The sequence below is a fragment of the Rathayibacter sp. AC182 genome (assembly GCF_979253875.1).
On record NZ_CEEDEK010000002.1, the window covers coordinates 307,409 to 329,173 of the forward strand.

Consider the following 21,765-nt stretch of genomic DNA (forward strand, 5'->3'; position numbering starts at 1 on the left):
GAGCGGGTGACTCAGCAGACGCCGTTCAACGGCCGCAAGGCGGTCTTCCCGACCATCCCGCGCGGCGAGATCCTCGCGATCTTCGACACGTACCAGGAGGCGCAGGCCGCCGTCGACGTGCTGGCCCGTGCCGACTTCCCGGTGAAGCAGCTCGCGATCATCGGCAACGAGCTCAAGAGCGTCGAGCGCGTCACCGGCAAGCTCACCTGGGGGCGCGTGGCGCTGGCGGGAGCCGCCTCGGGAGCCTGGTTCGGAATCTTCCTGGGCCTGCTCCTGATCATCTTCTCCCCGACCACGCAGTTCTCGTTCCTGATCGCGGCCGTGCTGCTCGGCGCCGGTTTCGGCATGCTGTTCGGTCTCGCGTCGTACGCGGTCAACCGCCGGCGCCGCGATTTCACGTCGACGATGCAGGTCATCGCGACCAGCTACTCCGTGCTCGCCGACCCCGAGGTCGTGAACCGCGGCCGCAACCTGCTCGACGGGCAGGGCGCCGCCGCCGAGGCGCCTCAGGCGAGCTGGGCGCCGCCACCCGCCAACGCCGGCGACCCGGTGCCCGTCCGCCCCGAGGACGACCAACGCTGATCCACCTCGAACGCCCCCGGCTCCGGCCGGGGGCGTTCGTCGTCCCCCGCCTCCCCCTTGCTGGTCGAGTAGCCCCGCAGGGGCGATCGAGACCCCGCGTCTCGTGGTGCTGCGGATCTCGATACGCCCGCGGTGCGGGCCACTCGATCAGCTGAGGGCGGCGTGCAGCTCCTCTTCCCCCTGCTGGTCGAGTAGCCCCACAGGGGCGTGTCGAGACCCCGGGTCTGCGGATGGCTGCGGATCTCGACACGCCCGCGGTGCGGGCTACTCGATCAGCGGGCGGAGGCGTGCTGCCCGTCTTCCCCTTGCTGGTCGAGTAGCCCCGTAGGGCGTATCGAGACCCCGCGCCTTGCGTACTCGCAGCGCTCCGCGGGCCTACTCGATCAGCAGGGGGCGCTCTACTTCGCCGCCGACCCCACCGGCGGCAGCACGATCTCCACGACCAGCCCGTGGCGGCTGACGGTTCCGCAGACCCGCCGTGCCGCCCGCCGACAGCACCGTCGTGTGGACGAGGGCGAGCCCGAGGCCGCTGCCACCCGAGGCGAGGGTGCGGGAGTCGTCGGGCCGCGAGAACCGGTCGAACGCCACCGGGATGAACTCGTCCGGCATGCCCGGCCCGTCGTCCGCCACCGACAGGAGCAGCCGTCCGTCCTGCTGCGAGAGCGCTGCGACGACCATCCCGCCGCGGGGCAGCGCCTGGATCGCGTTCCGGACCAGGTTGTCGATCACGCGCCCGAAGTCCTGCGCCGCGACTCCGTAGAGGCGGGCGGGCTCCCGCTCGTCGATCTCGTAGTCGATCTCGACGTCCGACTCGGAGGCGAGCAGCCGGGTGCGGTCGACCGCGCCGACCAGCTCGTCGACGAGATCGGCGAAGGCGGACGTCGGCCGCACCGACCTGCTCTCGATCCGCGAGATGTCGAGCAGCGCCGAGGCGAGGCGCACGAGGCGGTCGACGCTCTTGCGCGCATCCAGGATCACCCGATCGACCGCCGCCGGGTCCTCGACGCGGTGGTGCGCGATCTCGAGCTGCGCCGAGAGCGCGGCCAGGGGCGTCCGCAGCTCGTGGCTCGCGTCCGACACCATCTGCTTCTCGCGGGCGAGGGAGGCGGTCTGCTTCTGCAGGAACGCGTTGAGCGTCTCGGCCAGCTCGTCGATCTCGTCGCGCGTGCCGACGACGGGCAGCTGATCACCCTGACCCGGGTCGGCCGCGATCTCGTCGGCCCGGGCGCGCATCCGCCGCACCGGAGCCAGTGCAGTGCCGGTCAGGATCCACGAGGCGAGGCCGAAGGTCACGACGAGGAAGATCGCGGCGTAGACGAGCACGTGCGCGAAGTCGTCGAGGACCAGCTGCGAGGCGGCCTGGTCGCGCGCGGTGACGACCGACCACGTCGCTCCGTCGTCGTCGACCGCGGCCACGCGGACGAGGTAGCTCGTGCTGCCCGTCGTGATGCTCGTGTAGCGGGCGGTCGCGTCAGCGCCCGTCTCGCGCAGATCGTCGACGACGGCGTCGCCGAGGGTGGTGGGCATCGTCGACGCGTTCACCGTCCCGTCGGGATCGAGCGCGAGGTAGAGCTGCCCGGTGGAGGAGCCCTCCACCCGGGGCACGTTCCCCGCTGAGATGTCGCGGCGGATCTCGTCCTCGATCGAGGTCAGGATCGTCCGCTCGCTGCGCTCCACGATCCCCGACACGACCTGGTAGAAGAGGAGCGCCGCGAGAGCGAAGAGCACCGTGGCGACCGCCACGCTGCCGATCGTGATGCGCGCACGGATCGAGAGGGCGGTCTGGCGAGGCCCGCGGGCTGCGCCGGTGCGGTCACGGCTACTCGACCGGGCGGAGGAAGTAGCCCTTGCCGCGCACCGTCACGATGCCGACTCCGGTCTCCTCCGTCGGCAGCTTCTTGCGCAGATAGCTGACGTACTGGTCGACGATGTTGTTGTCGACGATCTCCCCGCCGCCCCAGATCTCGGACAGGATGCGCTGGCGCGTGACGACCGACCCGACCGGGGTGATGAGGAGCTTCAGGAGCTCGAGCTCCTTCGGGCTGACGTGGATGCGGCTGCCGTCGGCGGTGCGCCTGATGCTCGAGCCGTCGACCGTGATGCGGCCGACCTCGATCGACGTCGACATCAGCGAGGGGCTGCGACGCAGCAGCGCGCGCAGCCGGGCGTTGAGCTCCGTGAAGGCGAACGGCTTGGTGAGGTAGTCGTCGGCGCCTGCGTCGAGGCCGAACACCCGGTCCTCGATCGCGTCCCGGGCGGTGAGCAGCATGATCGGAGTCGACCGGCCGAGCTCACGGATTCGGCGGCAGATCTCGAAGCCCGACATCGCGGGCAGCATCACATCGACGATGGCCGCCGAGAACTCGGCGTTCGTGAACGCGACGAGCGCGTCCACCCCGTTCGTGGTGAGCACGGCTTCGTAGCCGGCGTCGCCAAGGCCTCCCACGAGAGCTTCGCCCATGGCCGGATCATCTTCCACGACAAGGATCTTCACGCCGATCACCCTACGGTCTCGGCTCTCCAGGAACGGCGGTTCCTGAGGACGCATCTGATGTTTTCCCAGAAGTCGCTGTTTGTTTCGGGTCGCGCCTGACGGACAGCAGGTCGCGACAGCTCTGTCCCTTGCGAGGCGCCCCTGATACATTCACCACAGTACTCATTGCCGTCACCCGAAGGCGGGACAATAATGCGCATCAATCTTTCTATTTGGGCTCGTGTCGCCTTGTCCGGCGTCGTCTGGCTACTCCTAGCACCTCTAGTGCTCTGCTTCGCTGCGATCCGCTCCTTGGCGTGCTTCAGGCGAACGCAGCCGCGGCCGCCGATCTCTGCGGGTCGTTTCGTGGGCAGGTGAAACATGGGATGGCGAGAAAGCGCCTGAGCTCGTAGACCTCTGCGTGTCATGGCGCTTTCGCTATCCGGGTCTCCAGCTAGGCGAAGTCCGAGAACGGTCTGCCCGCCCCACACCGCGTCTATGCACGGTTCTCGCACGCTTCCTCGACCGCACCAATGATGAATTAGACAAGCAATGAGCTCTCCCTGCATCAAGCAGCTCATTGCTGGAGGTCATGCGAAGCGACCTCACACTGCACCGCAAGCACGGAGATGTCACTCGGGCCCAGCGCTGCCATCTGTTCGTGGCGTAGTGGTGCCCCCAGTAGGATTCGAACCTACGCCCCCTGCCTCCGGAGGGCAGTGCTCTATCCCCTGAGCTATGGGGGCCAGAGTGCCTGACCACATTAGCACCCGGGCGTGGGCCGATCCGACGCCGGAACGTGCCGCACGACGTGCCACGATGGAGCCATGCTGCGCACCGTCTCCGCCTCGATGGACCTGCGCTCTGAACGGGCCGACCGACCTGATCTTCCGCCGCCGCGACGGCGACGGGCGAGTCGTTCGACGACTCCTTCTCGGTCCGCCTCGACGGCGAGGAGCTTCCCGTCCGCGAGTTCCCTGGGCGGCACGGCGCCCGCGTGCACCGGGTCGAGGCGAACAAGGGCGAGATGCGGGTCGCGTACCGCGCGAGCGTGACCGGCCGGGGCGCCCCCGACGAGCCGAGCGAGCTCGAGCTGGTCGAGTACCTGCGGCCCAGCCGCTACGCCGAGGCCGATGCGCTCGGCGGCGTCGCGCGGCGCGAGTTCGGGCGGGCCAAAGGCTTCGACGCGCTCACCGCGGTCGAGGCGTGGGTCAACGGGCACCTCTCCTACGTCTACGGCTCGACGGTGGCCACCGGGGAGCGGCCCAGGTGATCGAGAGCGGTCAGGGCGTGTGCCGCGACTTCGCGCACACCTGCGCGGGGCTGCTTCGTGCCCTCGACATCCCGGCGCGCGTCACCGCCGTCTACGCTCCCGGCCCGAGCCGCGCGACTTCCACGCCGTCACCGAGGCCTGGGTCGGCGGCGCCTGGCACGTGATCGACGCGACGCGGCTCGCTCCGCGCGGCTCGATGCTCCGGATCTCGTCGGGCCGCGACACGGCCGACACCGCGTTCCTCAGCAGCTACCTCACCGACCCTCCCTCACGGCGATGGAGCGTCGACGCCGAGTGCGACGTGATCGTCGAGGACGACCACGTCTCGCCCGTCCGGCTGGGCTGAGCTCAGCCGGCGAGCGCGGCGACCGCCGCGCGGACGAGCGGCTCCTGGATCGCCCGGCTCGATGAACGAGGCGCTCGAGGCCTCGATCCAGTGCTCGTCGAGCAGCACGTCCGCCACTCCGCGGCCGGACGCGACTTCGTAGTAGCCCTCGACAGCGGGCGGCTTGCCGTAGGTCGGGACGGCCGTTGCTCGTGCGGAAGAACTCGTTCTTGAGCGCTTCGACGAGCGAGGCGTCGAGGTGCGCCACGGCCAGCTGGAAGGCGGCCCCGCATCGTCGGACCATCCGCAGACCAGACCGTCGTAGCCCGCGATCTCGGTCGAGACGTCCGTCCGCTCGACGGAGTCGTCGGGCGCGAATCCTGACCAGAGACCGGTGCGGGCCGAGGAGGGAACGAGCTCCTCGCAGGTCAGGGGGACCGGAGTGCCGCTGATCGCGGTCGAGGCGCTCGGCGCGGGCTCGGGCGCTCCCGAGCAGCCCGCCAGGACGCCGACGGCGGCGGCGAGGAGGAGGGCGGCGGGGCGGCGCATGGGTCGCACCCTAGCAAGCGCTCGCCGGGCGGGGCCGGGGGCGCCCCGTCGGCCCGGGACCCGGCCGGTAGAATCGACCCCCGTGACTCCCGAACAGCTCGCCGCCTCCCTGCACGCCCTCGTCCTCGACGCCGTGCAGCGACGAGGGAGCGACGCCGAGGTCGCCCTCTCGGACGTCGTCCTCGAGCGCCCGAAGAACCGCGACCACGGCGACTGGGCGTCGAACATCGCGATGAAGCTCGCGAAGAAGCTCGGAGCGAACCCGCGCGAGCTGCCGCCGAGCTCGCCGAGGGGCTCGGAGCCGTCGACGGCGTCGCCACCGTCGAGGTCGCCGGACCGGGCTTCCTCAACGTGCGGCTCGACGCCGCTGCGGCCGGCGCCCTCGCCGGCGTCATCGTCGACGCCGCGGAGTCCTACGGCACCGGCTCCCTCTACTCCGGCGTGAAGATGAACCTCGAGTTCGTCTCGGCGAACCCCACCGGCCCGATCCACATCGGCGGCACCCGCTGGGCCGCGGTCGGCGACAGCCTGGCCCGCGTCCTGCTCGCGCAGGGCGCCGAGGTGACCCGCGAGTACTACTTCAACGACCACGGCGCGCAGATCGACCGCTTCACCCGCAGCCTCCTCGCCGCGCACCGCGGAGAGCCCACCCCCGAGGACGGCTACGGCGGCGCGTACATCGCGGGACATCGCCGACCGCGTGGTCGCCGCCTACCCGGGCGACCTCGGTCCTGCCCGAGGAGGAGCTGCACGAGACGTTCCGCTCCATCGGCGTCGAGCTGATGTTCGGCGAGATCAAGCAGAGCCTGCACGAGTTCGGCGTCGACTTCGACGTCTACTTCCACGAGAACTCCCTGCACGAGTCGCGCGCCGTCGAGCGCGCGATCGAGCGGCTGCGCGGCCTCGGCCACATCTACGAGGCCGACGGAGCGACGTGGCTGCGCACCACGGACTTCGGCGACGACCGCGACCGGGTCATCATCAAGAGCGACGGCGAGGCGGCCTACATCGCTGGCGACCTTGCCTACTACCTCGACAAGCGCGAGCGCGGGCTACGACCGGGCCATCATCATGCTCGGCGCCGACCACCACGGCTACATCGGCCGCATGATGGCGATGTGCGCGGCCTTCGGTGACACTCCGGGCGTCAACCTCGAGATCCTGATCGGCCAGCTCGTCAACCTGCTGCGCGAGGGGCAGGCGATGCGGGATGTCCAAGCGCGCGGGCACCGTCGTCACGATGGAGGACCTGGTCGAGGCCGTCGGCGTCGACGCCGCGCGCTACTCGCTCGTGCGCTCCTCCGCCGACTCGACGCTCGACATCGACCTCGATCTGCTGACCAAGCGGAGCAATGACAACCCCGTCTACTACGTGCAGTACGCCCACGCGCGCACCCGCCAGGTAGCCGCCAAGGCGGAGGCGTCCGGAGTGCCGCGCGAGCCCTTCTCTCCCGAGACGCTGGTGCACGCGACCGAGTCGGCCCTGCTCGGCGGCCTGCAGGAGTTCCCGCGCATCGTCGCGCACGCCGCAGAGCTGCGCGAACCCCACCGCATCGCCCGCTACCTCGAGGAGATCGCCGGGCTCTACCACCGCTGGTACGACAACTGCCGCGTGGTGCCCCAGGGCGAGGACCCGATCGAGGCCGTGCACTCCACGCGGCTGCGCCTGAACGAGGCCACGGGCCAGGTCCTGCGCAACGGGCTCGCCCTGGGCGTCACCGCTCCGGACCGCATGTGAGCGCCTCGGAGAGCTCCCGCCGACGACGTCGGGGACTCATCACCGGTCGTCGTCGTGGCCGTCGTGCTACATGCTGCTTCGTCGTCGCGGCGGTCGCTGGGCGACGCGCTCGCCCGCCGCGCGGTCGCCGACACCGCGGCGGCGAGCATCCGCGATGCGCTGTCGCTGCCGGCCGACCACCCGGTCGAGGTCGACGTCGCCGGATGGGCGGTGCTGCCGCAGCTCGTCCCGGAACGCTCGACCGCCTCGACGTCCGCAGCGACGGCGTCGCCTTCGGCGAGCTGAACGGGGACATCGACGTGACCCTCGAGGGTGTGCCCGCGAGCGGCACCGGTGCGCTCGATTCCGGCACCGCGACCGTCGCGCTCGATGCCGCCTCCGTCACCTCCCTCGTCTCCGCGCGCAGCGAGGTGCCGATCGATTCCGTGACCCTCGATGCACCGCTCGTGCGGGTGAACACCTCGGTCGAGGTGCTCGGACTCTCGCTGGCGGCCGGAGTGGGCATCGAGCTCGGCGTGGCGGACGGGGCGATCGAGCTCACTCCGTCCGAGGTGACCGTCGCGGGCACCACGCTGACCGCCGCCGATGTCGAGCAGCGTTTCGGGGAGTGGCCGACGGCCTCCTCGGTCCTCGCTCCGTCTGCATCGCCGACTCCGTGCCGCAGGGGCTCACCCTCACGGGCGTGCAGGTCGCTGCGGAGTCGCTGAACGCCGACTTCGCGCTCGCTCCGACCTTCCTCAGCGACCCGGAGCAGCAGGAGAACGGCGTCTGCCCCTGAGCGGACGGCTCGGTCGCACTCGGGCGGGCGCACCCGCCCGGTAGGATCGGAGCCCTGTGCCCGCGTCTCCTGCGGGCGAACACCGACAGCACTCAACGAACTTGCTGGCTTCAGGGGTCAATCCGGACTCGCTCGCCACGCAGTGACGCTCCCACTCTCTCCTGTGAGGTCTCACCCGTGGAAAACGACGACGCGCACGTCCGTGCCCCGCGTCATCCGCTCGCGCCCGAGTGGCTCGAGCAGCCGGACGATGCGAATGCGCTCGCGCCGGCGGTCTGGTCCGACAACGCGCGGCGCCGCTCCGACGGTGTCCTCGAGGTCGCGGGAGTCACGGCCGATCGGCTCGCCGAGGAGTTCGGCACGCCCCTCTACGTCGTCGACGAGGCCGACGCCCGCCGTCGAGCGGTGCGGACGCGCGAGGCCTTCGAGCGCGAGCTCGGCCGCATCGGCACCGATGTCACGGTCTACTACGCGGGCAAGGCCTTCCTCTCGACCGAGGTCGCGCGCTGGATGCGCGAGGAGGGCCTGAACATCGACGCCTGCAGCGTCGGCGAGTTCGCCGTCGCCCAGGCCGCGGGTGTCGACCCCGCCCGCATGGGTCTGCACGGGAACAACAAGTCCGTCGCCGACATCGACCGCGTGGTCGCGGCGGGCATCGGCACGATCGTCATCGACAGCCTCATCGAGATCGAGCGCATCGCTGCGGCGGCGGAGCGGCACGGCCGCGTGCAGAACGTGCGCCTCCGGGTGAACAGCGGCGTGCACGCGCACACCCACGAGTTCCTCGCCACCGCGCATGAGGACCAGAAGTTCAGGCGTCTCGCTCGCCGACTGCCCCGCCGTCGTCGCCCGGATCCGCGCCCACGCGAGCCTGCGCTTCCTGGGCCTGCACTGCCACATCGGCTCGCAGATCTTCGGCTCCGCCGGGTTCGCGGAGTCGGCCTCGCGGCTCCTCGAGGTGCACGCGGCGCTGCTCGCCGACGGTCCCGTGCCGGAGCTGAATCTGGGCGGCGGTTTCGGCATCGCCTACACGAGCGCCGACGACCCCACCCCCATCGAGGAGATCGCCGCCGCCATCGCCGATGCGGTGGCCGAGCAGTGCGCCACCCGCGGGATCCCCGTGCCGCACATCGCGATCGAGCCCGGCCGCTCGCTGATCGGCCCCGCCGGCCTCACCCTCTACGAGGTCGGCACCATCAAGGACGTCGTCGTCGGCGGCGAGCACTCCACGAGCGTCCGCCGCTACGTCAGCATCGACGGCGGGATGAGCGACAACGCCCGCCCCGCGCTCTACGGCGCCGACTACTCCGCCCGCGTCGCGAACCGCGCCTCCGACGCGGAGCCCGCGCTCGTGCGCGTGGCAGGCAAGCACTGCGAGTCGGGCGACATCGTCGTGCACGACGAGTACCTGCCGGCCGACGTGCACCCCGGCGACCTGCTCGCCGTCGCCGCGACCGGTGCCTACCGCTGGTCGCTCCGAGCAACTACAACTACCTCGGCCGCCCTCCCGTCGTCGCCGTGCGCGACGGGGAGGCCCGCGTCATCGTGCGCGGCGAGACCGAGGAGGACCTCCTCCGCCGCGATGCCGGCATCGAACGAAAGGCCACCACCCGATGATCGAGTGACCGCAGCCTGCGGGTCGCCCTCCTGGGTGCCGGGTCCGTCGGTGCCCAGGTCGCGCGCCTCCTCTCGACCACGGCGACGAGCTCGCCCAGCGCGTGGGCGCTCCGCTGGAGCTCGCCGAGTGGCCGTGCGCGACCTCGACGCACCCCGCACCGCCGACATCCCGCGCGAGTACCTGACGACCGACGCCGAAGCGCTGATCCTCGGCGCCGACATCGTCGTCGAGCTGATGGGCGGCCCGAGCCCGCGCGCAGCTACATCCTCAAGGCGATCTCGTCCGGAGCCGACGTCATCACCGCCAACAAGGCGCTGCTCGCCGCGCACGGCAACGAGCTCTTCGAGGCGGCCGACCAGGTGGGGGCGCAGCTCAACTACGAGGCGGCCGTCGGCGGAGCGATCCCGATCATCCGCCCGCTGCGCGACAGCCTGGCCGGAGACCGCGTCCACCGCATCCTCGGCATCGTCAACGGCACGACGAACTACATCCTCGACCGGATGGACACCGAGCACGCCACGCTCGAGGAGTCGCTGGCGCGCGCCACCGAGCTCGGCTACGCGGAGGCCGACCCCACGGCCGACATCGAGGGCTACGACGCCGCGCAGAAGGCGGCGATCCTCGCGCGCCTCGCCTTCCACACCGACGTGCCGGTCACGATGGTGCACCGCGAGGGCATCACCGGCATCACGAAGCAGCAGGTCGATCAGGCCCGCGACTCCGGCTACGTCGTCGAGCTGCTCGCCATCTGCGAGCGCCTCATCGATGCGAAGACGGGGGAGGAGGGCGTCTCGGCCCGGGTCTACCCGGCGCTCGTGCACCGCTCGCACCCCTCGCCGCCGTCCACGGCGCGAACAACGCCGTCTTCGTCGAGGCCGAGGCCGCGGGCAGCCTGATGTTCTACGGAGCCGGAGCCGGCGGCATCGAGACCGCCTCGGCCGTCCTCGGCGACGTCGTCTCGGCCGCGCGCCGCCACGTCGTCGGCGGCCCGGGGTTGGTCACGAGTGCGAGCCCGGGCCGCCCGTCCTCCCCATCGGGCACGTCACGACGCGCTACCAGGTGACGCTCGAGGTGCTCGATCGCCCCGGAGTGCTCGCCCAGATCGCCGGCGTGTTCGCCGACCACGGAGTGTCGGTCGAGACCCTCGTGCAGACCCCGCCCACGAGCGATCCGCTCGAGGAGGCGCCGGCCGGTGCGGAGCGCATCGAGCCGACCGCTACCCTGGTCATCGGCACGCACGCGGCGGCAGAGTCCGATCTCGCGGCCACCGTCACCGCGCTGCAGTCCCACGGGTTCGTCGGCGCCGTGACGTCAGTTCTACGAGTTGAAGGAGCCTGAGATGGCGAAGCAGTGGCGCGGAGTCCTGCACGAGTACGCGGACCGCCTCGATGTGACCGAGGCGACCCCCGTCATCACGCTCGGCGAGGGCGGCACGCCCCTCATCCCGGCAGCGGCTTCTCGGCTCGCACGGGCGCGAAGGTCTGGGTCAAGTACGAGGGCATGAACCCCACCGGCCTCAGCCGCGACCGCGGCATGACCATGGCGATCTCGAAGGCCGTCGAGCACGGTGCGAAGGCTGTCATCTGCGCCTCGACCGGCAACACGTCCGCGTCCGCGGCCGCGTACGCGACCCATGCCGGCATCACCGCCGCGGTGCTCGTGCCCGAGGGCAAGATCGCGCTCGGCAAGCTCAGCCAGGCGATCGCGCACAACGCGCAGCTGCTCCAGGTGCAGGGCAACTTCGACGACTGCCTCGACATCGCGCGCGACCTCGCGAAGAACTACCCCGTGCACCTGGTCAACTCGGTGAACCCCGACCGCATCGCCGGTCAGAAGACCGCCGCGTACGAGGTCGTCGAGGTCCTGGGCGACGCGCCTGACTTCACATCGTCCCCGTCGGCAACGCCGGCAACTACACCGCGTACTTCCGCGGCTACCCCGAGGAGCTCGAGCGCGGCGAGGCGACGAAGCTGCCCCGCATGTTCGGCTTCCAGGCCGAGGGCTCCGCGCCGATCGTGCACGGCGCGCCTGCGCGCCACCCCGAGACCATCGCCAGCGCGATCCGCATCGGCAACCCGGCCTCGTGGAGCTCGCGCTGAACGCGCGCAGCGTCAGCGACGGCTACTTCGGCGCCATCAGCGACGAGAAGATCCTCGAGGCCTACCGCCTGCTCGCGGGCGAGGTCGGGATCTTCGTCGAGCCGGCCTCCGCCATCAGCGTCGCGGGCCTCCTCGAGCGCGCCGAGGCCGGAGCGATCCCGAAGGACGCGACCGTCGTCCTCACCGTCACGGGCCACGGACTCAAGGACCCGCAGTGGGCCCTCCGCACCGCCGACGGCTCCGACATCACCCCGACCGTCGTGCCGGTGGACACCGCCGCGATCGCGGACGTGCTGGGGCTGGCCGGCGCATGACCTCGGCGGTTCCCGTCGGCCGCACCGTCCACGTCAAGGTCCCGGCGACCTCCGCGAACCTGGGGCCGGGCTTCGACACGCTCGGGCTGGCGCTCGTCGCGTACGACGAGCTCGACGTGACGGCGGTCTCCGCCACCGGCGCACGGGTGACTGTCCACGGTGTCGGCGAGGGGGAGGTCCCGACCGACGAGACGAACCTCGTGGTGCAGGCGATCGCCTACACGTTCAAGGACCAGCAGCAGGAGATGCCCGGCATCGACGTGACGGCGCGGGACATCATCCCGCACGGTCGCGGGATGGGCCTCGGGCGCCGCGATCGTCTCGGGCATCATGGCCGCCAAGGGCCTGCTCGACGGTGTCGTCGAGCTCGACGCCGACGACCTCCTCCGCATCGCGACCGAGATGGAGGGGCACCCCGACAACGTCGCGCCCGCCCTCTTCGGCGGTCTCGACGATCGCGTGGGTCGAGCCCTCGGGCGCGGACGACGCCCCGCTGCGGCCGCGCTCGAAGCGACTCATGGTGCACCGCGGAGTGTCGCCCGTCGTCTTCGTGCCCGAGCACCAGATGTCGACCCGGCTCGCCCGCAGCCTGCAGCCGCAGAGCGTGCCGCACGAGGACGCGGTCTTCAACGTGTCGCGCTCGTCGCTCCTGATCGCCGCGCTGATCCAGAGCCCCGAGCTGCTGTTCGCGGCCACCGAGGACAAGCTGCACCAGAACTACCGCGCCGCCGCGATGCCGCAGACGTCCGAGCTCATCGCGCTCCTCCGCTCGCACGGCTACGCCGCCGTCGTCTCGGGTGCAGGCCCGAGCGTCCTCGTGCTCTGCAGCGACCCCGCGCAAGGCCCGAGGCGGCCGAACTGGTCGAGAAGGAGGCGCACTCGCCGTGGCGCGCCCACATGCTGGCCGTCGACTTCAAGGGTGCTGGCAGTGGGCATTGCATCCCGAGGAACCGCGTAACGAGCGGAATCTGTCCGAGGGATCGTCCCGATAATCACGGCCATCCATCGTGAAGGGCGTCCTCCTGCTTCTCTTGCAGTTGAGCGTCCGGTCGATCGTGCCCTCTGCGAGTACCGAGGGGGTTCGCGCGTTCGACCGAGAGCATCGCGTGGATCAGAACACGCGATGGAACCGCACGGTCGATGAGCTCTCCCGGTGAGCAGTCGTTCCCGGGGGAAGGAACCCTCTCCAGTGACAGATGTCAACACCCACGGCTCCACCGTGGAACTCAATGCCGACCTGTCGGCACTCCGCGTCGCGGAGCTCCGGGCGCTCGCCACGAGCCTCGGTCTCGGCGGAGCCTCCAGCCCGCAAGGGCGAGTCTTCGTCCAGGCGATCACCGACCTCCGCGCCGCCGCGGCGGCCGATGAGCCGGTCGTGCGCCACCAGCGTCGAGGCCGAGCCCGCCGACCTGGCCGAGCAGGCCGCTCCGGTCGTCGAGGCCCTGGCCGAGCTCGAGCCGCCCGTCGAGAGCGACCGAGGCCGACACGGCCGACGTGCTCGAGCAGGCCGCTCCCACCGCCGACGAGGCGCCGGCGCCCGTCGTCGAGTCGGCTCCGGTCGAGATCGAGCTGCCCGCGGCCGCCGAGCCGGTCGCCGAGCCCGCCGAGCGCACCCTCGCCGCCGCAGCTCGCGTCGCGCGTCCAGCGGCACGGTCGCCGCGGGCGAGCACGTGAACATCCCCGGCGGCACCGGCGTCGAGTCGCTCATCCCGGACCTCCTCAGGATCGAGCCGGCCACCGAGGCCGAGCAGGCCGCGAAGCCGGTCATCGAGATCGAGCTCCCCAACGGGCCCGAGTCCGACGACTCGAACCGCGAGGGCGGTCAGCGCGAGCGTCGCGGCCGTCGCCGCAGCCGCGGTGGCAGCGCCGAGCAGAACGAGCAGCCGGAGCAGTCCGACGCCGCCGAGTCGTCCTCCGACGAATCGACCAACGTGCAGGGCGACTCCGATCAGAACCAGGGCGACCAGCAGAACGGCGACCAGCAGGGCACCGGCCGCGGCCGCAACCGCCGCAACCGCAACCGCAACCGCGGCGAGGACCGCCAGGGCGCCGACCAGCAGGGCCAGAACGGCCAGGGCGGCAACCAGCCGCAGAACGGCGGCCAGGGCAACCAGGCCGCTCCCGCGCAGTCGAACGGCCCGGCCCAGAACTCGCAGAACGGCCAGCAGGCGGAGGGCGAGGACGGCCGCCGCAGCCGCTACCGCGACCGCAAGCGCCGCGGTACCACCGTCGGAGACGACTTCGAGCCCGAGATCGGCGAGGACGACGTCCTCATCCCCGTCGCCGGCATCCTCGACGTGCTCGACAACTACGCCTTCGTGCGCACGACCGGCTACCTGCCCGGTGTCAGCGACGTCTACGTCTCGCTCGGCCAGGTCAAGAAGTACAACCTGCGCAAGGGCGACGCGGTGGTCGGCGCCATCCGCCAGCCCCGCGAGGGCGAGGGCGGCGGCCGCCGAAGTACAACGCGATCGTCCGCGTCGACTCGATCAACGGCCAGACCGTCGAGGAGGCCGCCGCGCGCGTCGAGTTCCAGAAGCTCACGCCGCTGTACCCGACCGAGCGCCTGCGCCTCGAGACCGAGCCGGGCAAGCTGACCCGGCGGATCATCGACCTCGTCGCTCCGACCGCGGGGGACAGCGCGCCCTGATCGTCGCGCCGCCCACGGCCGGCAAGACCATCGTCCTGCAGCAGATCGCCAACGCGATCGTGCAGAACAACCCCGAGGTGGCACCCCATGGTCGTCCTGGTCGACGAAGCGTCCGGAGGAGGTCACCGACATGGCCTGGCGCGGCGGCGGCCTTGCAGCACCGATGCGCAGCGTGGTCGCCTCCACCTTCGACCGCCCGGCCGAGGACCACACGACCGTCGCCGAGCTCGCCATCGAGCGTGCGAAGCGCCTCGTCGAGCTGGGCCACGACGTCGTCGTGCTGCTCGACCCTGATCACCCGCCTCGGCGTGCCTGCAACGCCTACCGCGCCGCCCTCGGGCCGCGTGCTCTCGGGGTGGTGTCGAGCGCCTCGGCGCTGTACCCGCCCAAGAAGTTCTTCGGCGGCGGCGCGCAGCATCGAGAACGGCGGCTCGCTCACCATCCTCGCCACGGCGCCTCGTCGAGACCGGGTCGAAGATGGACGAGGTGATCTTCGAGGAGTTCAAGGGCACCGCGCAACATGGAGCTGCGCCTGCCTGCGCCACCTCGCCGACAAGCGGATCTTCCCGGCTGGCCGACGTCGGCGTCGGTCAGCACCCGCCGCGAGGGAGATGCGCTCAGCCAGGACGAGGTCAAGGTCACCTGGAAGCTGCCGTCGCGCCCTCGCCGGCTCCCTCGACCAGCAGCAGTGGCTCTCCGAGATCGGCCTGTCCCGCCTGGAAGGGACGTCCTCGGACGATCGAGTTCCTGATGCGGGTCTCGAAGTCCGCCGTCGGCCCGACCACCGCCGGTCAGCGGCAACGGCCACGCACTAGCGCCCCGACGTCCGCGGGTCGCCCGGGCGGCCAGGGCGATACGCGGACGTGTCCGTCTGAGCCCCCTGCTGGTCGAGAAGCCCGTTCCGCGGGCCTCTCGCCCCATCCCTGCTGGTCGAGTAGATCCGGCTCCGCGGGCCTCCTCGCCCCGTCCCTGCTGGTCGGCGTGGTCCGCGAAGCGGACGTATATCGAAGCATCACACCGTCCTCAACAGCCGACCGCAACCCCGACCCTGCTGGTCGAGTAGCCGCCGAAGGCGGCGCATCGAGACCCCCCCGTCCATGAACAGCCGACCGCATCCCTCGACCGTGCTGGCCGAGTAGCCGCGCCGAAGGCGGCGATATCGAGACCCACCTCTCCCGCCACACTCCGGAAGCCAGGCCCTTTCATGTTCGAATCCGTCGGCGTCCTCCTCGCCGAGCACGAGGATCTGCAGACGCAGCTCTCCGAGCCGGCACTCGCACGCTCGACTGCGGCTCGCGCGAAGAAGGTCAACCGCCGCTACGCCGAGCTGAGCCAGGTCAAGGCGGCCCACGCCGCGTGGATCCAGGCGGGAGAGGACCTCGAGGCCGGCCGCGAGCTTCGCCCGCGAGGACGAGGCGTTCGCCGAGGAGGTCCCGAGCCCGAGGAGGCCTTCCGCGTCGCCCAGGAGAAGCTCCGCCGCCTCGCCGATCCCGCAAGGCCCCGGCGACGGCCGCGACGTGATCATGGAGATCAAGGGCGGCGAGGGCGGAGCCGAGAGACGCGCTGTTCGCCGCCGACCTGCTCCGCATCCCGTGCCTGCACTACGCCGAGGCGAAGGGCCGGAGAAGACCGAGATCCTCGACCGCGACGAGTCCGACCTCGGCGGCTACAAGAACGTGCAGGTCGCGATCAAGGGCAACGCCACCGACCACCTCGCATGGAGCGTGGGCGCACCTCGGCGATGTACGAGGGCGGGGTGCGCCGCGTGCAGCGCGTGCCCGTGGCGGAGTCGCAGGGCCGCATCCACCACCTCGACGACCGGTGTGCTCGTGTTCCCCGAGGTCGACGCCCCCGAGGAGGTCGCGATCAACCAGAACGACCTCAAGATCGACGTCTTCCCGCTCGTCCGGCCCCGGCGGCCAGTCCGGTCAACGCGACCGACTCCGCGGTGCGCATCACCCACTGCTCCTGACCGGCATCGTCGTCTCGATGCAGAGCGAGAAGAGACCGGCCTGCAGAACCGCGAGGCCGGCATGCGCGTGCTGCGCGCCCGCATCCTCGCCCGCCGGCAAGGAGGAGATCGCCGCGGCCGCCTCCGACGCCCGCAAGACGCAGATCCGCACCATGGACCGCTCCGAGCGCATCCGCACCTACAACTTCCCCGAGAACCGCATCGCCGACCACCGCACCGGCTACAAGGCGTACAACCTCGGCGGCGTCATGAACGGAGCGGCTCGACCCCGTGGTCGAAGAGCGCCATCCAGGCCGACGAGGAGGCCCGCCTGGCCGAGATCGGCTCCGAGGAGTCGTGACCGCGGTGACCACCTCGTCGTGGCCGCCTCGCGCCTCCCGCTCGCTCGACGCGGTCTCGCGTCTGACCCGCGCGCACGTCCCCAACCCCGACATCGACGCCGAGCTCCTGCTGGGCCACCTCCTGCGGCCTCGGCCGAGGCGAACTGCAGGCGCGCCTTCGATCACCGGCCTTCCTCCCTCGACGAGACGACGGTCGAGCGCGTTCGACCGCTTCATCGAGCGCCGCTCGGCCCGCGAGCCGCTCCAGCACATCACGCGGAGTCGCCCCGTTCCGCAGCATCGAGCTCGCGGTCGGCCCCGGCGTCTTCGTGCCGCGCCCGGAGACGGAGGGCGTCGCAACTGCTCGCGATCGACGCACTGCGGTCGGTCGCCGACCCGTCACCCTCGCGGTCGACCTGGGCACCGAGCAGCGGCGCGCTCGCGCTCGCATTGGCGCACGAGGTCCCTCACGCCCGCGTCATCGCGGTCGAGAACTCGGTGGAGGCGTTCATCTGGGCGCGCGGGAACCGCGATCGACTCGGGCTCGGGCACGCGCGGATCGTGTTCGTGGATCTGGCAGGACGCTGCTGCCGCTGAGCTCGACGGGACGGTGCCGGTCGTCGTGTCGATCCGCCGCGGCATATCCGGCCAGCGGCGATCCGCGGGACCCCGAGGTGCGGCTCTACGACCCGCCGGCGGCGCTGTACGGAGGAGAGTGACGGGCTCGATGCAGGGTGCGCCCGCCGTCCATGACTGCTCGACGGCTGCTGCGGCCGGGAGAAGTGCTCGTGATCGAGCACGGAGAGCTGCAGGGCGGCGAGTCCGGGAGCTGCTGACGGCGGACGGGTGGCGGGGGGCGACGGCGCAGCGGGACCTGACGGGACGGGATCGAGCTCGACGGTGGCGGTGCACTCGAACGGCGTACATCGACCGGCGCCGACGAGCGCCCCGTCTGGCACACCTGTTTGCCGATCCTGCGCTGTCGAAGCGCAGTAGCTCAATTTCGCCCAGTGAGCCGCGAGCGCCCTCCTCGAGGCCCTCTTCGAGAAGCCTGTCGCGTTGCACGGGCGCCGACGGCTCCGATACCTGGGGCCCGAGAACGTGATGTCGAGGCGTGGGGTGGTGGGTGGATTCGCGGGTTTCGATGCGGACCATGTTGCCGAGGTTTGCCGGCGGGGAGGTGGGGCCTGGTTGATTCCCAGGGACAGCGTGGGTGTGGATGCTGTCGCTTTCGCGGCGATCGCGGTGGTCGGGTCGGTGGTGCGGGTGGTTTTGTTCGTGTCGACGAGGGTGCTGCCGAGGATGTTGCCGAGCGCGGAGTTTGTTCGCGAAGGTCAGGGTCTCTTTCTGTCCAGCTTGTCGCTGTGTCGTGGAAGTCGAGAAGGACGCTGGTTCCTCCGTCGGTGATGGCGGCTGTCGCTGGCCGGGTCGATGTCGCTCCTGCGACATTTCTGCCCTTCAGCTGACCGAGGTCGAACTGCACGTATCCGAATTCGCGCGCGTGTACGCGTTTCATCGGTGGAGTTGGAAGCATCCGGTTTCACGAGAGCGCGCCCGTGATCGAGCCGTAGTTGGTGGTGGCAAACGAGCCACCCTGAACACGTGGTGTCCGCCGTCGGGAAAAGCCGCATCCGAGACGCGTCGACCACTGTCGCTCGAGTATGCCTGGGTTGCAGTCACTCCATTGAGAGTTGCTTTGACAGTGAGGGTGCTCCGTGCTCGGTTGCGATACCGCTGAGCTCTCCTGTTGCCGTGGTGGCGAGAACGAGCGGATTCGACGACGTGTAGGGATGCGGTGTCACCTGCGGCAAGCAGGGAGGCAGTGGTGTCTTTGACTTCTGGAGTCAGCTGAACTTTCGCACCGACATTCAAGTTGCTAGGAGCCGGTAGAAACGGCGACACTTCCGGGATAACGGCCTCCGCCCCCGTCGAGATCGGGTTGTCGAACGTGATGTCGAGGTATGGGGCGGTATGGTCTCGGATTCGCGGGTTTCGATGCGGACCATGTTGCCAGGTTTGCCGGCGGGGAGGTGGGACTGGTTGACCTCAGAGGGAACAGCGTGGGTGTGGATGCTGGCCGCTTTCGCGGCGAATCGCGGTGGTCAGGTCGGTGGTGCGGGTGGTTTTGTTCGTGTCGACGAGGGTGCTGCCGAGGATGTTGCCGAGCGCGGAGTTTGTTCGCGAAGGTCAGGGTCTTTTCTGTCCAGCTTGTCGCTGTGTCGTGGCCGTCGCGAAGGACGCTGGTCCCTCCGTCGGTGATGGCGGCTGTCGTTGTCAATGTCGCTCCTGTGACATTTCTGCCCTTCGGCTGACCGGGGTCGAACTGCATGTATCCGATTCGCGTATACGTTTCATCGGTGGAGTTGGAAGCACTGGTTTTCACGAGCGCGCCCGTGATCGAGCCGTAGTTGGTGTTGGCAAGCGAGGCCACCCTGAACGTAGAGTGTCCGCCATCGGGAAAAGCCGCGCCTTCGTCATGTCCACGACCGTCACTGCGGTCGCAGCCGATCTGGTCTGGGTGCCATAGGACGCCGAGAGCTCAATTGTCGCTTCTCCCGAAGCGTGCGCTGTCACTACACCGTTGTCGTCGACACTCGCGATCGCGGGATTCGACGAACCCCAATTGAGCCCCATTTGAGAACCAGCAACGGTGATTCCTGCGGAGCTTTTTGCCCGTAACGTCGAGCTTGAGCGCGTTCGCCCGCCGTTGAGCGTCTTGCACTAGAAACGGTAGAGTCACGGTCGCAAGGCCTTGCTGGGTGGGGGTCTGTGGTCTCTCGGACGAGGTGGCTGTACAGCTCAGCTTCTCGCGGCGCAGTCCATACGTCAGTCGCGCCATCGCCATTCCCGACCAGTCGTACGAAGGAGGTATCGCTCGGCATCGAGGACGACGCGCGCGGTACTCCATCCGCCAGTACCCGTGTAAGACCCCGAATGCCGCGGAACCCACGTCGAGCCGTCAGCTGAACTGGAGTAGATCGTGTTGGAGGTGAGGTTCTTCGGATTGGCTACCCATGAGATCGCCACGCGTTGGACAGGGCTTGCACGAGCCAGCTGCCCAGAGTGATGGAGTTCATTCCCCCCGTGTCGACCAGTACGGTCCGTTCACTCCGTCGAAGGTGAGAGCAGGGGCCCAGCCCGGTCGTCCGGACGCTGTCGCACCGGAGATGGTGAGAGACCCCTTCGTCATGAGCACCCGATACGTGGTCGGGGTCTGACCGGGCTCGGCTATCGCATCGTCGTCGCCCAACCGGAAGCTGAGCGGGCGTTGTCGATTGCACGACCGCATTCGTCGATCCGAGCGCGACGACTGAGGGAATTGGTGCTGATGGATCGACGCTTGCAAAGGTATGTGACGCGCGATGGATCAAAATCTTTGAGCGTGGAACCGCCGATTTTGATGCTGGCAGCGCGCGATGTTCCGGCGGGGTCGAGGTGCCAGTTTTGGAGTTCGATGTGCGGTTCGAGACCCCGAGGCTCTGGCTCCTGGTGCAGCGGGGTGAGTTGCACCCCGATCGTGAGGGAGTCGATGGCGGAGGCCGAAATTGTCAGCTTCTGGCTTCCCTCATTGGATGCCTGCTCCTTGCAGGACTGGGAGAGGACGCCAAAGGCGACGCAGGAGCAATTGTGAAGTGGTGTGAATCCGCAGAGGTGATTCTCGCGAGAAGTTGCTTGCCGCCGGAGGAGAGGACCGCGCTTCGTCCGTCCTCGCTGAGACGTTGATGTGAGCTTCTGTGTTCATTGACCACATCCCAACGAAAGGACCGGGGCGGCGGACCTCGTCCTGTACGAGGAGTTGCTGTCGTCCGTCGAACAGTTTCACGCCCCGCTTCCAAGACGTCCCCGGCGTCGAGAGACTTGAAAAGTCGCCAACCGCCAGAGCAGATGATGCGTTGGATTCGTCGCGGAGACCCGGGCGATGCTTTGGCAGTAGCTCCGCACCTTCGCTGCACCTATCGGGTCAAGAACGAGGGTACTGTGGGCCTCTGAGCGATTGCGGTAGATGTCCCATCGGGTGCTCTGATCGAAATAGCCGTCGAGGTTGTAGTTGTCTCTTCCAGAGTCCGACGACCACCTCTGTCCAAGTGCCATCAAATATGAACGAACCCGCATCAAGATGCCGGATTGTCCTTCCATCGGCGTATTCGATGAGCGAGAAGGCAACGGACGAGGCGTCCGGAATCCCACGAGGACTCGCATGGTGCTGACACCGGCCGCTGTGTAGGTACGATCGCGAGCCGCACTAAAAGTACGTGGCAGGGGAGAGATCGGAGCTGCCAGCCAGATCAGACGCTGCGCATCGTTGCCTGTCGGAATCGCGTCGGTCCGCACGAAGTCCGCATTGTTGAACTTCCTAGCCAAGTATACCTGGGAAGGGGAGTTCCTATGAGGATTCGCGGTCGCTGTCCCCGAAGTTGTACATCAATCCGGATGCGCCCTTCATGTTGAAAGGAAAATATCCGGTCTGGCTAATTCCGGGCAACGAGGACAGTCCTGCCAATCCTTCCCAGTTGCCACATCGAGGCTACTAAGGGATGATGCGAGGTATCGGAGTGGCGTACTCCCCAATAAAGGGGGGCCCTCGGCGGCATCCGCCGTCGGGAGCGAATTTCGCGAGTCCGATCCCGCCATGCTGGGGACGGCGAAGGCCAGAATCTTGTCCGAGAGCGTAGGATTGTCGCGCGCGATCGCCAGAGCCCCAGAAATCATGCCGCCAGTCACCACGACATTCCAGTTGTTGCCGACTCTCGCCCAGTTGCCGCCGTACTTGTACGGGCCAGAAGAGCCTGCCGGGGCAGAGTAGACGGGAAGGGGCGGGCTCGAGGCCGAAGCGCTGAGTTGCGCCCGTCAGTCGTCCTCTTTGCTCGGGAGTCCATCTGTCGTACAGCCAGTCGTAGCCGGTTGCTGCGCACCTGCGTCATCTCGGCGGCATCGAGGAAGTGATCCGGGATTCCAGTTATCGAGAAACGAGTAGCCGCATTTAAGATCCTGCCAAAGACGATCAGCATACTTCCCATTGCCTGAGAGTAGGTATGCCAGCCCGGGGACGTTCGACCTGCGGAGTCAGCGTCTG

General features: G+C 69.3%; 14 protein-coding genes, 1 tRNA gene and 7 pseudogenes. 16 read left to right on the forward strand and 6 right to left on the reverse strand.

Annotated elements, in window-relative coordinates; all coding sequences use genetic code 11:
• The first annotated feature begins 6 nt into the window (after positions 1–6).
• A complete protein-coding gene (locus AC0CII_RS02595; RefSeq protein WP_465225535.1) occupies positions 7–582 on the forward strand; it encodes a YflT domain-containing protein in 576 nt (191 codons plus the stop codon).
• Positions 583–957: 375 nt separating this feature from the next.
• On the opposite strand, the gene AC0CII_RS02600 is transcribed toward AC0CII_RS02595, so the two are convergent.
• From AC0CII_RS02600 to AC0CII_RS02610, 3 genes are all read right to left on the reverse strand, one after another.
• Positions 958–2,325, reverse strand: a complete 1,368-nt coding sequence (locus tag AC0CII_RS02600) for a sensor histidine kinase (RefSeq protein ID WP_465228576.1) — start codon at positions 2,323–2,325, stop codon at positions 958–960.
• A gap of 76 nt (positions 2,326–2,401) precedes the next feature.
• Positions 2,402–3,076, reverse strand: a complete 675-nt coding sequence (locus tag AC0CII_RS02605) for a response regulator transcription factor (RefSeq protein ID WP_465228577.1) — start codon at positions 3,074–3,076, stop codon at positions 2,402–2,404.
• A gap of 649 nt (positions 3,077–3,725) precedes the next feature.
• Positions 3,726–3,801 (reverse strand) — tRNA-Arg (locus AC0CII_RS02610).
• A 251-nt stretch (positions 3,802–4,052) separates the two neighbouring features.
• Here AC0CII_RS02610 and AC0CII_RS02615 point away from each other — a divergent pair.
• Both AC0CII_RS02615 and AC0CII_RS02620 read left to right on the forward strand, forming a co-directional pair.
• Complete coding sequence (locus AC0CII_RS02615; protein ID WP_465228578.1) at positions 4,053–4,328, forward strand: hypothetical protein; 276 nt, start codon at positions 4,053–4,055, stop codon at positions 4,326–4,328.
• A 17-nt stretch (positions 4,329–4,345) separates the two neighbouring features.
• Positions 4,346–4,492, forward strand: coding sequence for a transglutaminase domain-containing protein (locus AC0CII_RS02620; RefSeq protein WP_465228579.1), 147 nt, complete (start codon positions 4,346–4,348; stop codon positions 4,490–4,492).
• Between the two features lie 104 nt (positions 4,493–4,596).
• On the opposite strand, the gene AC0CII_RS02625 is transcribed toward AC0CII_RS02620, so the two are convergent.
• A complete protein-coding gene (locus AC0CII_RS02625; RefSeq protein WP_465228580.1) occupies positions 4,597–5,202 on the reverse strand; it encodes a hypothetical protein in 606 nt (201 codons plus the stop codon).
• Between AC0CII_RS02625 and AC0CII_RS02630 the strand changes: the two are divergent.
• The 13 genes and pseudogenes from AC0CII_RS02630 to AC0CII_RS02690 all read left to right on the forward strand — a co-directional run.
• Positions 5,201–5,502 (forward strand): annotated as a pseudogene (locus AC0CII_RS02630) (hypothetical protein); the annotation flags it as partial. The gene AC0CII_RS02625 and the pseudogene AC0CII_RS02630 overlap by 2 nt on opposite strands.
• A gap of 51 nt (positions 5,503–5,553) precedes the next feature.
• Positions 5,554–5,985: a hypothetical protein gene (locus AC0CII_RS02635; protein ID WP_465228623.1), complete on the forward strand. Its 432-nt coding sequence runs from the start codon at positions 5,554–5,556 to the stop codon at positions 5,983–5,985.
• Positions 5,985–6,338, forward strand: a complete 354-nt coding sequence (locus AC0CII_RS02640; RefSeq protein WP_465228581.1) for a hypothetical protein — start codon at positions 5,985–5,987, stop codon at positions 6,336–6,338. Before AC0CII_RS02635 ends, AC0CII_RS02640 begins: the two co-directional genes overlap by 1 nt.
• 74 nt (positions 6,339–6,412) lie before the next feature.
• Positions 6,413–6,940, forward strand: coding sequence for a DALR anticodon-binding domain-containing protein (locus AC0CII_RS02645; RefSeq protein ID WP_465228582.1), 528 nt, complete (start codon positions 6,413–6,415; stop codon positions 6,938–6,940).
• A 54-nt stretch (positions 6,941–6,994) separates the two neighbouring features.
• On the forward strand, positions 6,995–7,225 hold the full coding sequence (locus tag AC0CII_RS02650; RefSeq protein ID WP_465228583.1) for a hypothetical protein: 231 nt from the start codon (positions 6,995–6,997) through the stop codon (positions 7,223–7,225).
• A gap of 14 nt (positions 7,226–7,239) precedes the next feature.
• Entirely contained in the window at positions 7,240–7,647 is a 408-nt protein-coding gene (locus AC0CII_RS02655) for a hypothetical protein (protein ID WP_465228584.1), read from the forward strand.
• Between the two features lie 248 nt (positions 7,648–7,895).
• Positions 7,896–9,335: pseudogene (gene lysA / locus AC0CII_RS02660) on the forward strand (diaminopimelate decarboxylase).
• A 15-nt stretch (positions 9,336–9,350) separates the two neighbouring features.
• Positions 9,351–10,674, forward strand: a pseudogene (locus tag AC0CII_RS02665) (homoserine dehydrogenase).
• Position 10,675: 1 nt separating this feature from the next.
• Positions 10,676–11,749: pseudogene (thrC, locus tag AC0CII_RS02670) on the forward strand (threonine synthase).
• Positions 11,746–12,760: pseudogene (gene thrB / locus AC0CII_RS02675) on the forward strand (homoserine kinase). Before thrC ends, thrB begins: the two co-directional pseudogenes overlap by 4 nt.
• Before the next feature lie 178 nt (positions 12,761–12,938).
• Positions 12,939–15,176, forward strand: a pseudogene (gene rho / locus AC0CII_RS02680) (transcription termination factor Rho); the annotation flags it as partial.
• A gap of 427 nt (positions 15,177–15,603) precedes the next feature.
• A pseudogene (locus tag AC0CII_RS02685) lies at positions 15,604–16,711 on the forward strand (PCRF domain-containing protein).
• 5 nt (positions 16,712–16,716) lie between these two features.
• Positions 16,717–17,796 carry a hypothetical protein gene (locus AC0CII_RS02690; RefSeq protein ID WP_465228612.1) on the forward strand — a complete coding sequence of 360 codons (1,080 nt, stop codon included), beginning with the start codon at positions 16,717–16,719 and terminating at the stop codon, positions 17,794–17,796.
• Between the two features lie 771 nt (positions 17,797–18,567).
• Here the strand turns inward: AC0CII_RS02690 and AC0CII_RS02695 are convergent.
• Both AC0CII_RS02695 and AC0CII_RS02700 read right to left on the reverse strand, forming a co-directional pair.
• The gene (locus AC0CII_RS02695; RefSeq protein WP_465228585.1) at positions 18,568–19,122 is read right to left on the reverse strand and encodes a CBM96 family carbohydrate-binding protein; all 555 of its coding nucleotides are present in this window, start codon (positions 19,120–19,122) and stop codon (positions 18,568–18,570) included.
• Complete coding sequence (locus AC0CII_RS02700) at positions 19,071–19,346, reverse strand: Ig-like domain-containing protein (protein WP_465228613.1); 276 nt, start codon at positions 19,344–19,346, stop codon at positions 19,071–19,073. Before AC0CII_RS02700 ends, AC0CII_RS02695 begins: the two co-directional genes overlap by 52 nt.
• Positions 19,347–21,765: the final 2,419 nt, after the last annotated feature.

Excerpts from the sequence above, each read along its gene's own strand:
- AC0CII_RS02625 (WP_465228580.1), bottom strand. The coding sequence starts at position 5,202 with ATGCGCCGCCCCGCCGCCCTCCTCCTCGCCGCCGCCGTCGGCGTCCTG.
- AC0CII_RS02640 (WP_465228581.1), top strand. The coding sequence starts at position 5,985 with ATGTTCGGCGAGATCAAGCAGAGCCTGCACGAGTTCGGCGTCGACTTC.
- AC0CII_RS02645 (WP_465228582.1), top strand. The coding sequence starts at position 6,413 with ATGTCCAAGCGCGCGGGCACCGTCGTCACGATGGAGGACCTGGTCGAG.